Consider the following 12,511-nt stretch of genomic DNA (forward strand, 5'->3'; position numbering starts at 1 on the left):
GCATTTTCTGCGCGCAAAGAAAAACCCCGCAGACCTAGATCTGCGGGGTTTCGAATGGTGGAGGCCGAGGTCGGAATCGAACCGGCGTAGACGGATTTGCAATCCGGAGCATAACCACTTTGCTACTCGGCCTCAAAGTCGGAGTCAGCTTTCGCTATCTCCTTGAAACCGCTGGTCTTTTTCAAGTCAGCTGCGTTTCGATGGACGCCATTATGTCGGCATTCGACGCACCTTGCAACCCCCTTGGAGAAAAAAATCTTCAAGGGGTTCAAGGTGTTAGCGCAGACGGCTGAGTTTGCTCCACAAGCCGACCAGGGTGTTCTCCACCGCCCCGCTGGCGGCCACGCCGATACGCTCCTGCAGGCTCTTGCGCTCGGCGAAGCGCAGGTGGAACACATTGGCCTCACGGGCACTGCGGCTCAGGTACTCGTCGCTGGTGCCCAGTTCGTCGACCAACTGGCGATTGAGCGCGGCGATGCCCAGCCAGACTTCGCCAGTGGCCACCTCGTCTATATGAAGCTGCGGGCGGTAGCGGGCGACGAAGTCCTTGAACAACTGGTGGGTGATGTCCAGGTCTTCCTGGAACTTCTCCCGGCCCTTGTCGGTGTTCTCGCCGAACACGGTCAGGGTGCGCTTGTATTCGCCGGCGGTCAGAACCTCGAAATCGATGTCGTGCTTTTTCAGCAGGCGGTTGACGTTGGGCATCTGCGCCACCACGCCGATCGAGCCCAGCACCGCGAACGGCGCACTGACGATCTTCTCGCCGATGCAGGCCATCATGTAGCCGCCGCTGGCGGCGACCTTGTCGATGCAGATGGTCAGCGGGATACCGGCCTCGCGGATGCGCGCCAGTTGCGAAGCCGCCAGGCCGTAGCTGTGCACCATACCGCCGCCGCTCTCCAGACGCAGCACCACCTCGTCACGCGGGGTGGCCAGGGTCAGCAATGCGGTGATCTCGTTGCGCAGGCTCTCGGTAGCCGAGGCCTTGATGTCGCCGTCGAAGTCGAGGACGAACACCCGGCGCTTGTCCTCGGGCTTTTTCTTCTGCTGTTTTTCCGCCTTGGCCTGCTGCTTGCGCAGGGCCTTGAGCTGGGCCTTGTCGAGCAGGCCCGACTCAAGGCGCTCGCGCAGCTCCTTGTAGAACTCGTTGAGACGGGTAACCTGCAATTGCCCGCCCGGCTTGCGCCGCCCTTTGCCACGCAGGCCGGCGATGGCCGACAGCACCACCAGGATGGCGATCACCAGGGTGGCGGTTTTGGCGAGAAAGCTTGCGTATTCGGCAAGAAACTCCACATTGACTCCTTGATAAACCAGCGCCGCAACGGCGCGAACTGGATGCAAGCATACCGGGGCGCCAGGGCCGCTGCCAGCCGGTGAAAATGCTGGCAACACAGTTCAAACGACCTTTTCAAACGCTTGTATGTTTTTTCGTTGACAGCCCGCCTGGGGCAACCTAACCTCGCAGCAACCTCCAACCGGGCCGGACTTCAACGTGGGCAATCTCTACCTGATCCGACATGGCCAAGCCTCCTTTGGTGCCGCCGACTACGACGTGCTCTCGCCGGTCGGCGAGCGTCAGAGCCAGGCACTGGGCGAACACTTCGCCCAATTGGGCCTGCGCCTGGACCGTTGCGTGGCCGGCACCCTGCGTCGCCAGCAGGACACCGCCCGCCTGGCCCTCGACGCGCTGCAGGCCCATGGCGAAGCAGCCCCGGCCATAGAGACCGACGCCGCCTTCAATGAGTTCGACGCCGACGGCGTGATCCGCGCCCTGCTCCCTGCCCTGCTGCCCGAAGAACCCGAGGCCCTGCATGTGCTGCGCAACGGCGCCCAGCACCGCAGCGAGTTCCAGCGCCTGTTCGCCCTGATGGTGCAGCGCTGGCACGACGGCGACCACGCCCACGACGAACACCTGGAAACCTGGCAGGCCTTCACCGGCCGGGTCGGCGATGGCCTGCGGCGCCTGCTCGACAGCGCCGCCAACGGCGACAACATCGCCCTGTTCACCTCCGGCGGCACCATCGCCGCCCTGCTCCACCTGGTAAGCGCAATTACGCCGGCTCAGGCGTTCAGCCTGAATTGGCAGATCATCAACACGTCGCTCAGCCACCTGAAGTTCCGTGGCCGCGACGTCACCCTGGCTTCCTTCAACAGCCAAGCCCATGTGCGGCTGTTGCGGTTGCCGGAGCTCGTCACCTACCGATGAGCCCGGTCTGTTGTGTCCTTGCGGACGCGAATATCACTTAACAAGGAATACACCATGAGCGATGTAGCTAAAGCCGTCGAGGCGATGAAGGCAAAATTCAACCCATCCGCTGCCGCCGGCCTGGACCTGGTGTTCGGCTTCAACATCACCGACGAAGACAAGCACTACGCCCTGCTGGTCAAGGACGGCACCTGCGAGATCCAGGAAGGCGAGAACGCCGATGCCAACTGCACCCTGGTGATGGACAGCGAAACCCTCAAGGGCATCGTCAGCGGTGACACCGACGGCATGCAGGCCTTCATGGGCGGCAAGCTGCGCGTCGAAGGCGACATGATGCTGTCGATGAAGCTCAGCGAGCTGTTCCCGTCCTGATCGGCGCGGCGAATCGCCAATGAAAAAACCGAAGCCTGACGGGCTTCGGTTTTTTTTCGCCCGCTGCAAGGCCCGCCCATCAGGGCCATTGATCGCCCGGCAACACCCAGGCCAATAAACGTCTGGCACGCTTGTACCAGCTTTGACAGGAAATTAGATTAGCCAATGGTCCTTGCTACTGATCATAAGGAAATCGCATGACGCTCACCGACCAGTCCACCCAGGTACGCCCCGGCGAAGAACTCGACGCGGCCGTCATCGATCCGTACCTCAAGGATCACATTCCCGGCCTCGCGGGCACACCGAGCATCAGCCAGTTCCCCGGCGGCGCCTCCAACCTGACCTACCTGGTCAGCTATCCGGACCGGGAGTTCGTGCTGCGCCGCCCGCCATTCGGCCACAAGGCCAAGTCGGCCCACGACATGGGCCGTGAGTTTCGCATCCTCAACCAGCTCAACGCTGGCTTCCCCTATTGCCCCAAGGCCTACGTGCACTGCACTGACGAGTCGCTGATCGGCGGCGAATTCTATGTAATGGAACGGGTCAACGGCATCATCCTGCGTTCGGACATTCCCGCCGAACTGGACCTGGACGCCGGCCGCACCGAAGCCCTGTGCAAGAGTTTCATCGACCGCCTGGTCGAGCTGCACCAGGTGGACTACCAGGCCTGCGGCCTGGCCGACCTGGGCAAGCCGGAAGGCTATGTGCAGCGCCAGGTCGAAGGCTGGGCCAGCCGCTACGAAAAAGCCCTGACCCCCGACGCGCCGCGCTGGGAGCAGGTGATCGCCTGGCTGCGCGAGAAGATGCCCGCCGACCATCCGCGCCCGGGCATCGTGCACAACGATTACCGCTTCGACAACGTCATCCTCGACAGCGCCAACCCGATGCGCATCATCGGCGTGCTGGACTGGGAGATGGCCACCATCGGCGACCCGCTGATGGACCTGGGCAACAGCCTGGCCTACTGGATCGAGGCCGGCGACCCGGCACCGGTGCAACTGATGCGCCGCCAGCCAAGCAACGCCCCCGGCATGCTCAGCCGCCAGCAGTTCGTCGACTACTACGCCGAGCGCGCCGGCATCCGTATCGACAACTTCGACTTCTATTATTGCTACGGCCTGTTCCGCCTGGCCGGCATCGTCCAGCAGATCTACTACCGCTTCTTCCACGGCCAGACCCAGGACAAGCGCTTCGCCCAGTTCATCCACATGAACCGGCTGCTGGAGCAGATGAGCCTGCAACTGATCGGCAAATCCAGCCTGTAACTTCGGCAGACAACAAGGAATACGCGCATGTCCAAGACCCACCTGTTCGACCTCGACGGCAAGATCGCCTTCGTTTCCGGCGCCAGCCGCGGCATCGGCGAAGCCATCGCCCACCTGCTGGCCCAGCAGGGCGCCCATGTGATCGTCTCCAGCCGCAAGCTCGACGGCTGCCAGCAGGTGGCCGAAGCGATCGTCGCCGCCGGCGGCAAGGCCACCGCGGTGGCCTGCCACATCGGCGAGATGGAGCAGATCCAGCAGGTGTTCGCCGGCATCCGCGAGCAGTTCGGCCGTCTCGATATCCTGGTCAACAACGCCGCCACCAACCCGCAGTTCTGCAATGTCCTGGACACCGACCTGGGGGCGTTCCAGAAGACCGTCGACGTCAACATCCGCGGCTACTTCTTCATGTCGGTGGAGGCCGGCAAGCTGATGCGCGAGCACGGCGGCGGCAGCATCATCAACGTGGCCTCGATCAATGGTGTCTCGCCCGGGCTGTTCCAGGGCATCTACTCGGTGACCAAGGCGGCGGTGATCAACATGACCAAGGTCTTCGCCAAGGAGTGCGCGCAGTTCGGCATCCGCTGCAACGCCCTGCTGCCGGGGCTGACCGACACCAAGTTCGCCTCGGCGCTGGTGAAGAACGACAGCATCCGCAACGCCGCGCTGCAACAGATCCCGCTCAAGCGCGTGGCCGACCCGAGCGAGATGGCCGGCGCGGTGCTGTACCTGGCCAGCGATGCCTCCAGCTATACCACCGGCACCGCGCTCAATGTCGATGGTGGGTTCCTGTCCTGATCCGGATTCATGCACGCCCCCTGTAGGAGCGGCCTTGTGTCGCGAAAGGGCTGCAAAGCAGCCCCAGGATTTCAGCGCTGATGCAAAGATCGCGGGGCTGCTTTGCAGCCCTTTCGCGACACAAGGCCGCTCCTACAGGGATGGCGTAACCCGCGCATCTATCCCTTCACCGCCTGCAACGTATAGCTCAGCGGCAACCGCCACGGCGCCTCGTTCAGGCGCCACTCGCCGTCATCGCCCAGCGTCATCTGGCCCGGAAGCGCTTCCCAGGGGATGCTCTGGTGCTCCTCCAGGCCGGTGATGCGCAGGCCGTTGTTCAGCAGCGCGGTAATCACCTCGCCCAAGCCATGGTTCCACTCATGGGTTTCAGTCTGGGTCAGTGCCTGGTCGGTTTCAACATACGTCTCGTCGCTGTGCCACACCGTCGGCGCCTCGCGCTCGAAGTACGGGTACTCCAGTTGCAGACGATCCTCATGGTCCTCGTTCACGGCCATCAGCATCGGGTGGCCATCGCGCAGGAACAGCCGCCCGCCCGGCTTGAGCAACGCCGCCACGGTCTGCGCCCAGCGCTCGATGCTCGGCAGCCAGCACAGCGCGCCGATGCCGGTGTAGACCAGATCGAAAGCCGCCGCCGGCAATACCTGCGCAGCCTGATAGACGTCCGATTCGACATAGGCGATGCCCGCCCCACAGCGCTCGGCCAGCTGGCGTGCCTGGACCAGGGACGCCGCGGAGAAATCCAGGCCGCAGACCTCGGCGCCCAGGCGCGCCAGCGACAGGGTGTCGGTGCCGATATGGCATTGCAGGTGCACCGCGCGCAGGCCGTGGATATCGCCCAGGCGTGGCAGGTCGAAGCGCACCACCTCGGACAGGTGCCCGGGCTCGGCGACGAAGCGCTCGACCTCGTAGTCCCCGGAGGCAGCGTGCAAGGGTGCGCGCTCGTCCCAGCTGGCGCGATTGAGTTCCAGTGATCGGCTCATAGCGGTGCTTCCCTGTCCTGAGTGAGTCAGGCGCCACGTTAACCGGCCCTCGCCAACCCGGCAACCACCCCGTCAACCAGAAGTTGACGGCTCGGGTATACTGCCCGCTTCGTGCCCGCCCAAGGATCCAGCGCCCATGACCGAAAACAGCTTCGCCTTTCGCCTCAAGGAACTGCTCGAACACCACAAGCTGACCCTGCAGGCCGTGGGCACGGCGCTGGGGATCTCGCGCACGGCGGTGCACAAGTGGACCCGCGGCGGCGAGATCGACTACGACAACCTGCGCCGCCTGGCCGACCTGCTCAAGGTCAACTGGATCTGGCTGCGCTACGGCGAGGAGGCCCTGCACAACGTGCAGCAGGCCGAGGTGGTCGAGCTGCCAATGACCGACGTGCGCCGCCGCTACACCGCCGAGATCATGGAAAGCGAGACGCGCATGAAGCTGGCCCAGGAAGGCGCGCGCATCGTCACCTGGGAATGGAACCTGGTCACCGACGAGGTGACCTACTCGCCCAACGTCGAGGCGGTGTATGGCTGGCCGCTGCGCCGCAACGAGGACTTCTGGGAACACATCCACGCCGATGACGCCCGCCACATGCAGGGCATGTATGCCCAGGCGGTGGCCGACGGCACCGGCTGCGAATGCGATTTTCGCATCACTCGCCCCGATGGCGGCCAGCGCTGGATCGCCTCGCGCGCCACGGTGCTGCGTGACAGCGTCGGGCGCCCGGTGAAGATGGTCGGCATCAGCATGGACAACACCGAGCGCAAGGTCGCCGAAGAAGAGCTGCGCCAGAGCGAGGCGCGTTTTCGCACCATCTTCGAACTGGCCTGGGGCGCGCTGGCCTATATCGACCCGGATGGCAGTTGGCAGCGGGTCAACGGCAGCTTCTGCGAGCTGCTGGGCTACCGCGAGGACGAACTGTACGGCACGACCTTCCAGCAGATCACCCACCCCGACGACCTGCCGGGCAACCTGGCGTTGCTGCAGCGCATGCTGGCCGGCGAGATCGAGCGTTACGAGGTGCAGAAGCGCGTGCGCCACAAGGACGGGCGCTATATCTGGGTACGGGCGCGCACCTCACTCGAACGTCGCGCCGACGGGCAGCCGGAGCATCTGATCAGCGTGTTCGAGGACATCACTGCCGAGCGCGCGGCAGGGTAAGCATCACAGCGCCCCCCTGTGGGAGCGGGTTTACCCGCGAAGAATCCGACGCGGTGCTTGGCACCGGCTACGCCGGTGTTCGCGGGCAAGCCAGCTCCCACAGGTATCGCGCCAGACTCCAAAAATTGAGCAAGACAGTTGCTCCCACAGGGTGTCGATTTGCCTGTTCTAGTCCTGCACTGGCCTGGCTTCAAGTTATAGACAGGTGGCCGCCGCCGCCCGGCGCTGCAACGCCACGCCGTCATTCTTCTGCGCGTAATAGTCCACCCGCGTGCCTCCCGCCTGGGCGTAGACATCGACGAACGACTCCGCCTCCCGGGTATACACCGTGAACCCACCCTGCTTGCGCGCCTCCAGGTAGCCGCTGGCATCGACCCCGAAGGTGTTCTCTTCCTGCCAGCTGAACTGGATGCACTGGGCGACCAGATCGGGCGTCTTGTGCGAATCCAGGCGTGCGGTGGGCGAGCCGTTGCGCGCCGCTTCCATGGTCGACGATGCACAGCCCGCCAGCAGCAGCGCCACGGTGATCGGCAGAATTGCTCGCATGTTCCATCCTCGGGACAAAAAAGAAGCAGACTCTAGCACTGCCGGGCCGGCCGGGGAATCGCCGCTACCGCTCATCGCCGCCGCGATAAAAGTTTGCGCGGCAAAGAACCAAATCGATCGCCACAGGTCACAGGAGGTACCGCGTAAACCGTTGCGGATCAAGGACCTATAACGTGATGAAACGCCTTGCAAGCCTTTCGATGGTCGCCACCCTGCTGCTGCTCGGTGGCTGCTACAGCAACCACTACCACGACGATGACGACGGCTGGCGCGACCGTGACCGCGGCCACCGTCATCACCATCGCCACGACCGTGACGATGACGACCGCCAGTACCGTGACCGCTACTACCGCTGAAGCGTCTTTCAAACCCAGACTCGCCGCCAACCACGCGGCACCCTCCCCCTGATGATTCCCCTGAGGTTCACAACATGCGTCTGACTCTGCCTTCCCTCGCCCTCGGCCTGCTGCTCTGCCAGGGCGCCTTCGCCGGTGACGGCACCGCTGCCATCGGCGGCGGCCTGGGCGGTGCCCTGGGCAACGTCGTCGGCAAACAGATCGGCGGCAGCACCGGCGCGGCCATCGGCGCGGGCCTGGGCGGCGCGGCCGGCAGCGCGGTGGGCGCACGCAAGGGCAACCGTGCCGAAGCCGCCATCGGCGGTGGCCTGGGTTCGGCCGGCGGCTCGCTGATCGGCGGCAAGCTCGGCGGCTCCACCGGCTCGACCGTCGGCGCGGGCCTGGGCGGCGCGGCGGGCGGCGCGATCGGCAACCACATGGGCGACAACAACCGCAAGCACAAGCATCGCCACTGATCCTGCAGGCGATCGCCCAGCCCTACGAGCGGCTTCACGCCCCCTGTGGGAGCGGGTTTACCCGCGAAACAAGCACCGCGGTGCCTGGCACCAGCTTTGCTGGTGTTCGCGGGTAAACCCGCTCCCACAGGGTTGGGTAATCCCCGGCAAAACACTGCAGCACGTCAACGACGCATTCGCGTCAAGCTGCCACACTAGGGCCATCGCCTTTCGTGCCCCTGTGTGAAGGAACATCCCCTCCCCATGAACCATGAGCTGCTCTGGGTCCTAGGCCTGCTGGCCGTCGTCGTCGTCCTGTTCATCATCAACCGCCCGCGCATGGACGTGGTCGCCCTGCTGGTGATCCTCGCGCTGCCGCTGTCCGGCATTCTCACCGTCGAGCAGGCCCTGGCCGGTTTCAGCGACCCCAACGTGGTGCTGATCGCCGCGCTGTTCGTGATCGGTGAAGGGCTGGTGCGCACCGGTATCGCCTATCGCATCGGCGAATGGATGAGCGAACGCGCCGGCAACAGCGAGGCGCGCCTGCTGGTGCTGCTGATGGTGGCGGTGGCGGGCCTGGGCTCGGTGATGAGCTCCACCGGCGTGGTGGCGATCTTCATCCCGGTGGTGCTGAGCATCGCCGCGCGCCTGCAGCTCTCGCCCAGCCGGCTGATGATGCCGCTGAGCTTTGCCGGCCTGATCAGCGGCATGCTCAGCCTGGTGGCGACCCCGCCGAACGTGGTGGTGCACAGCGAGCTGGTGCGCCACGGTGAAAGCGGCTTCGGCTTTTTCAGCTTCACCCCCTTCGGCCTGGTGGTACTGGTGCTGGGCATCGGCTACATGCTGCTGACCCGCCACTGGCTCAACGGCGAGGTGCGCAAGGACGGTCGCGTCGAGAGCCGCCGCACCCTGCTCGATCTGGTGCTGGACTACAAGCTCAGCGGCCGCGAGCGGCGCCTGCGCATCCGCCCCCATTCGCCGCTGATCGGCCACACCCTGGGCGAGCTGGAGCTGCGCACCCGCCACGGCGCCAACGTGATCGGCATCGAACGCCAGCACAAGTTCACCACCCGGGTGATCCCCGCCGACTCCGGCACCCTGCTGCAACAGGACGACGTGCTGCTGCTGGACCTGTTCGCCAATCGCGACGACCTGCGCAGCCTGTGCCAGTCGATGCTGCTCGAACCCCTGCACTTCAAGGCGGCCTATTTCATCGACCAGTCCCAGGAAGTGGGCATGGCCGAAATCTCGCTGCCTCCTGGCTCGCAACTGATCGGCAAGACCCTCCTCGAGCTGACCTTCCGCACCCGCTACGACCTCAACGTGGTCGGCCTGCGCCGCGACCAGCAGGCGATCGAAGGGCAGTTGGTGGAAGAAAAGCTGCGCCTGGGCGACACCTTGCTGGTGGTCGGCCCCTGGAAAGCGGTGCGTCAGTTGCAGGGCAAGCCCCGCGACTTCCTGGTGTTGAGCCTGCCGGCGGAGATCGACCAGGTCGCCCCGGCCCGCGCCCGCGCGCCCTACGCGCTGATCAGCCTGGCGGTGATGGTCGGGTTGATGGTCAGCGGCCTGGTACCCAACGTCATCGCCGCCTTGATCGGCTGCCTGCTGATGGGCGCCGGCCGTTGCATCGACATGAACAGCGCCTACCGCGCCATCCACTGGCAAAGCCTGGTGCTGATCGTCGGCATGCTGCCCTTCGCCCTGGCCCTGCAGAAGACCGGCGGCATCGACCTGGCCGTCGGCGCCTTGGTCAACACCCTCGGCGGCGCCGGGCCGAGTGTGATCCTCGCCTGTCTGTTCGCCCTTACCGCGCTGATCGGCCTGTTCATCTCCAACACCGCGACGGCGGTGCTGATGGCCCCGGTGGCGGTCAGCACCGCTCAGCAACTCGGCATGTCGCCCTACCCATTCGCCATGACCGTGGCCCTGGCGGCGTCGGCGGCGTTCATGACGCCGGTGTCGTCGCCGGTCAACACCCTGGTGCTGGGCCCCGGCCAGTATCGCTTCGCTGACTTCGTCAAAATCGGGGTGCCCTTCACCCTGCTGGTGATGCTGGTCACCGTGCTGATGGTGCCGTGGGTGTTCGGCTTGTAGTCGGCGGCACGATCCAGGCGATTTGCGGCGAATTGACATCAATTGGCGACTTGAAAGACACTCTCAGACTATCGTCCCAGGTGCCTACGGCCGTTTTCCTGGATTTCGTCTTCGCTTGCCGGTCGAACCCATGGTGTCACCAGCCCCGTCGCGCCTGCTGCCCCTGCTGAGCCTGTTCGGCCTGACCCTGGCCTTGACCCTGGCCGGCATCCTCGCCCGCCCCATCGAATCGCTGTCGCTGTTCTGGCCGGTGAACGCGGTGCTCGCCGGGGTGCTGCTGCGCAATCCGCGCCAGGCCACCCCCTCCGGCTTCGCCCTGATCTACCTGGCCATGGTGGGCGCCGACCTGGCCTGCGGCAGCGCCTGGAAGCCAGCCTTGTGGTTCAACCTGTGCAACCTCGGCGCCATCGTCAGCATCTGGTACCTGATGGCCCGCCTGCCACGCGTGCACCGACGCCTGCGCACGCCCCACGGCACCCTGTACCTGTTCGGCGCCTGCGCGGTCGGCGCCGTGGTCGCCGCCAGCCTGGCCTGCGTGATGGCCACGCCCTGGTTCGAACAATCGCTGCGCGCCACCTGGCTTGCCTGGTTCAGCGAGCAGTTCTCCACCAGCGTGCTGGTCCTGCCCGTGCTGCTCACCGCCCCCTCGCCACGCGCCCTGAGCGGCCACGGCAGCGCCAGCCAGCCGATCCGCCTGGCGCCGCTGCTGGTGCTGCTCGCCTCGCTGGCGGTCAGCATCGTCTTCGGCGGCCCCGGGGCCATCGCCTTCCCGATCGCCGCGCTGCTGTGGTGCGCGCTCAGCTACTCGCCATTCCTGGTGGCGCTGCTGGCGCTCACCGCCGGCAGCACGCTGATCGTCGCCGTGGCGCAGAACCTCATGCACTTCAGCATCCCGCAGAGCGAATCGGGGGTCACCACCCTGATGTCGGCGCGCCTGGGCATCGCCATGCTGGTGCTCGGCCCGCTGGTGCTGGCCTGTGTCAGCAGCGCCAACCGCAGCCTGATGGCGCGCCTGGCGCATCAGGCGACCATCGACCACCTCACTGGCACGCTGTCCCGTAGCGCCTTCATCCGCCGCGCCCACGCCCTGCTCGACAACCGTCGGCAAGCGCCGCTGACCTTGATGATGCTCGACATCGATCACTTCAAGACCATCAACGACCAGCATGGCCACGCAGTCGGCGACCAGGTGCTGCGCCAGTTCGCCATGACCCTGCAGGACCAGTTGCACGACGGCGAGCTGTTCGCCCGCCTGGGCGGCGAGGAATTCGTCATCGTCGTGCCGGGGCTGGCACCGGAACTGGCCAGGTTCACCGCCGAGCGCCTGCGTCGGGCGGTACAGGACCAGCACATCGCGCAGCCCGGGCAGGCGCTGCGGATCACCGTGAGCATCGGAGTAAGCGGTTGCACCGCCGACACCCCGGCGCCCAGCCTCGACGAACTGCTGGCCAGCGCCGACCAGGCGCTCTACCGGGCCAAGGCCCAGGGTCGCAACCGGGTCGAACAGGCCGAGGGACAGCGCCAGGTGGTGTGACTCAACCGGCCAGCAGGTCCCAGCTCAGCTTGGCGATCAGCACGCACAGCAGCACCAGGAACAGCCCGCGCACGAACCCCGCGCCCTTGCGCACCGCCAGCCAGGTGCCGGTCAGCGCGCCGAGGATGTTGAACAGCGCCATCGGCAGCGCAATGGCCCACAGCACATTGCCCGACGGAATGAAGAACACCAACGCCGCCAGGTTGGTGGCGATGTTGACCAGCTTCGCCGAAGCCGAGGCATGCAGGAAGTCCAGGGCGAAGAAGCGGATGAACAGGAAGATCAGGAAGCTGCCGGTGCCTGGGCCGAACAATCCGTCATAGAAGCCGATGGCGCCGCCGATCAACACCGCCAGGCACTGTTCCTTGCGGCCGATCGCCATGGGTTTGTGCAAGGTGCCGAAGTCCTTCTTGCAGAAGGTGTAGATGGCCATCAGCACGATCAACACCAGCACCATCGGCCGCATCACGCTTGCCGGTACCAGCGACACGGTGGCCGCGCCGCAGAACGACATGACGAAGGCGCTCAGCGCCGCCGGCACGATCAGCCCCCAGTCCAGCTTGACCTTGCGGATGAACGAACGCGCCGCAAAGCTGGTGCCGCACACCGAGGCCAGCTTGTTGCTGCCCAGCAACGCCGCCGGCTGGGCGTTGGGCAGCACGTTGAACAGCGCCGGGATCTGGATCAACCCCCCGCCTCCCACGGCGGCATCGATCAGGCCAGCGGCGAAGGCGAACAGTGAAAGCAGGGCGATATCCATCATC

The 12,511-nt window shown here is 65.5% G+C and carries 13 protein-coding genes and 1 tRNA gene; 9 read left to right on the forward strand and 5 right to left on the reverse strand.

Annotated elements, in window-relative coordinates; all coding sequences use genetic code 11:
- Positions 1-58: 58 nt before the first annotated feature.
- Together AC0MAZ_RS19350 and sohB are read right to left on the reverse strand one after the other, a co-directional pair.
- A tRNA-Cys gene (locus tag AC0MAZ_RS19350) sits at positions 59-132 on the reverse strand.
- 144 nt (positions 133-276) lie between these two features.
- Positions 277-1,293 carry a protease SohB gene (sohB, locus tag AC0MAZ_RS19355; protein ID WP_475858869.1) on the reverse strand — a complete coding sequence of 339 codons (1,017 nt, stop codon included), beginning with the start codon at positions 1,291-1,293 and terminating at the stop codon, positions 277-279.
- A 199-nt stretch (positions 1,294-1,492) separates the two neighbouring features.
- On the opposite strand from sohB, the gene AC0MAZ_RS19360 reads away from it, so the two are divergent.
- The 4 genes from AC0MAZ_RS19360 to AC0MAZ_RS19375 all read left to right on the forward strand — a co-directional run bounded on the left by AC0MAZ_RS19360 (position 1,493) and on the right by AC0MAZ_RS19375 (position 4,638).
- A complete protein-coding gene (locus tag AC0MAZ_RS19360) occupies positions 1,493-2,206 on the forward strand; it encodes a histidine phosphatase family protein (protein WP_475858870.1) in 714 nt (237 codons plus the stop codon).
- 54 nt (positions 2,207-2,260) lie between these two features.
- The gene (locus AC0MAZ_RS19365) at positions 2,261-2,578 is read left to right on the forward strand and encodes an SCP2 sterol-binding domain-containing protein (protein WP_203652286.1); all 318 of its coding nucleotides are present in this window, start codon (positions 2,261-2,263) and stop codon (positions 2,576-2,578) included.
- A gap of 197 nt (positions 2,579-2,775) precedes the next feature.
- The gene (locus AC0MAZ_RS19370) at positions 2,776-3,843 is read left to right on the forward strand and encodes a phosphotransferase family protein (protein WP_475858871.1); all 1,068 of its coding nucleotides are present in this window, start codon (positions 2,776-2,778) and stop codon (positions 3,841-3,843) included.
- A gap of 27 nt (positions 3,844-3,870) precedes the next feature.
- Positions 3,871-4,638, forward strand: coding sequence for an SDR family oxidoreductase (locus tag AC0MAZ_RS19375; RefSeq protein ID WP_046856224.1), 768 nt, complete (start codon positions 3,871-3,873; stop codon positions 4,636-4,638).
- Positions 4,639-4,796: 158 nt separating this feature from the next.
- Here AC0MAZ_RS19375 and AC0MAZ_RS19380 read toward each other — a convergent pair whose 3' ends face one another.
- Complete coding sequence (locus AC0MAZ_RS19380) at positions 4,797-5,618, reverse strand: class I SAM-dependent methyltransferase (protein WP_475858872.1); 822 nt, start codon at positions 5,616-5,618, stop codon at positions 4,797-4,799.
- 136 nt (positions 5,619-5,754) lie between these two features.
- Here AC0MAZ_RS19380 and AC0MAZ_RS19385 point away from each other — a divergent pair, with 136 nt between their 5' ends.
- Positions 5,755-6,783 carry a PAS domain-containing protein gene (locus AC0MAZ_RS19385; RefSeq protein ID WP_232855614.1) on the forward strand — a complete coding sequence of 343 codons (1,029 nt, stop codon included), beginning with the start codon at positions 5,755-5,757 and terminating at the stop codon, positions 6,781-6,783.
- A gap of 195 nt (positions 6,784-6,978) precedes the next feature.
- Here AC0MAZ_RS19385 and AC0MAZ_RS19390 read toward each other — a convergent pair whose 3' ends face one another.
- On the reverse strand, positions 6,979-7,329 hold the full coding sequence (locus tag AC0MAZ_RS19390) for a hypothetical protein (protein ID WP_186733684.1): 351 nt from the start codon (positions 7,327-7,329) through the stop codon (positions 6,979-6,981).
- 176 nt (positions 7,330-7,505) lie between these two features.
- On the opposite strand from AC0MAZ_RS19390, the gene AC0MAZ_RS19395 reads away from it, so the two are divergent.
- From AC0MAZ_RS19395 to AC0MAZ_RS19410, 4 genes are all read left to right on the forward strand, one after another.
- Positions 7,506-7,685 (forward strand): hypothetical protein, encoded by a 180-nt coding sequence (locus AC0MAZ_RS19395; RefSeq protein WP_046855050.1) that lies wholly within the window; start codon positions 7,506-7,508, stop codon positions 7,683-7,685.
- A 74-nt stretch (positions 7,686-7,759) separates the two neighbouring features.
- Positions 7,760-8,140 carry a glycine zipper domain-containing protein gene (locus AC0MAZ_RS19400; RefSeq protein ID WP_203652278.1) on the forward strand — a complete coding sequence of 127 codons (381 nt, stop codon included), beginning with the start codon at positions 7,760-7,762 and terminating at the stop codon, positions 8,138-8,140.
- A gap of 243 nt (positions 8,141-8,383) precedes the next feature.
- Positions 8,384-10,213 (forward strand): SLC13 family permease, encoded by a 1,830-nt coding sequence (locus tag AC0MAZ_RS19405; RefSeq protein WP_475858873.1) that lies wholly within the window; start codon positions 8,384-8,386, stop codon positions 10,211-10,213.
- Between the two features lie 115 nt (positions 10,214-10,328).
- The gene (locus AC0MAZ_RS19410) at positions 10,329-11,747 is read left to right on the forward strand and encodes a GGDEF domain-containing protein (protein ID WP_232855617.1); all 1,419 of its coding nucleotides are present in this window, start codon (positions 10,329-10,331) and stop codon (positions 11,745-11,747) included.
- 1 nt (position 11,748) lies between these two features.
- Here AC0MAZ_RS19410 and AC0MAZ_RS19415 read toward each other — a convergent pair whose 3' ends face one another.
- Positions 11,749-12,510 carry a sulfite exporter TauE/SafE family protein gene (locus tag AC0MAZ_RS19415; protein ID WP_232855618.1) on the reverse strand — a complete coding sequence of 254 codons (762 nt, stop codon included), beginning with the start codon at positions 12,508-12,510 and terminating at the stop codon, positions 11,749-11,751.
- Position 12,511: the final 1 nt, after the last annotated feature.

This window comes from Pseudomonas sp. A (assembly GCF_056270345.1).

Bases quoted from the DNA above. Each gene is read 5' to 3' on its own strand.
- AC0MAZ_RS19380 (WP_475858872.1), bottom strand. From the start codon at position 5,618: ATGAGCCGATCACTGGAACTCAATCGCGCCAGCTGGGACGAGCGCGCA.
- AC0MAZ_RS19370 (WP_475858871.1), top strand. From the start codon at position 2,776: ATGACGCTCACCGACCAGTCCACCCAGGTACGCCCCGGCGAAGAACTC.
- AC0MAZ_RS19365 (WP_203652286.1), top strand. From the start codon at position 2,261: ATGAGCGATGTAGCTAAAGCCGTCGAGGCGATGAAGGCAAAATTCAAC.
- AC0MAZ_RS19405 (WP_475858873.1), top strand. From the start codon at position 8,384: ATGAACCATGAGCTGCTCTGGGTCCTAGGCCTGCTGGCCGTCGTCGTC.
- AC0MAZ_RS19415 (WP_232855618.1), bottom strand. From the start codon at position 12,510: ATGATGGATATCGCCCTGCTTTCACTGTTCGCCTTCGCCGCTGGCCTG.
- AC0MAZ_RS19385 (WP_232855614.1), top strand. From the start codon at position 5,755: ATGACCGAAAACAGCTTCGCCTTTCGCCTCAAGGAACTGCTCGAACAC.
- AC0MAZ_RS19390 (WP_186733684.1), bottom strand. From the start codon at position 7,329: ATGCGAGCAATTCTGCCGATCACCGTGGCGCTGCTGCTGGCGGGCTGT.
- AC0MAZ_RS19395 (WP_046855050.1), top strand. From the start codon at position 7,506: ATGAAACGCCTTGCAAGCCTTTCGATGGTCGCCACCCTGCTGCTGCTC.
- AC0MAZ_RS19375 (WP_046856224.1), top strand. From the start codon at position 3,871: ATGTCCAAGACCCACCTGTTCGACCTCGACGGCAAGATCGCCTTCGTT.
- AC0MAZ_RS19400 (WP_203652278.1), top strand. From the start codon at position 7,760: ATGCGTCTGACTCTGCCTTCCCTCGCCCTCGGCCTGCTGCTCTGCCAG.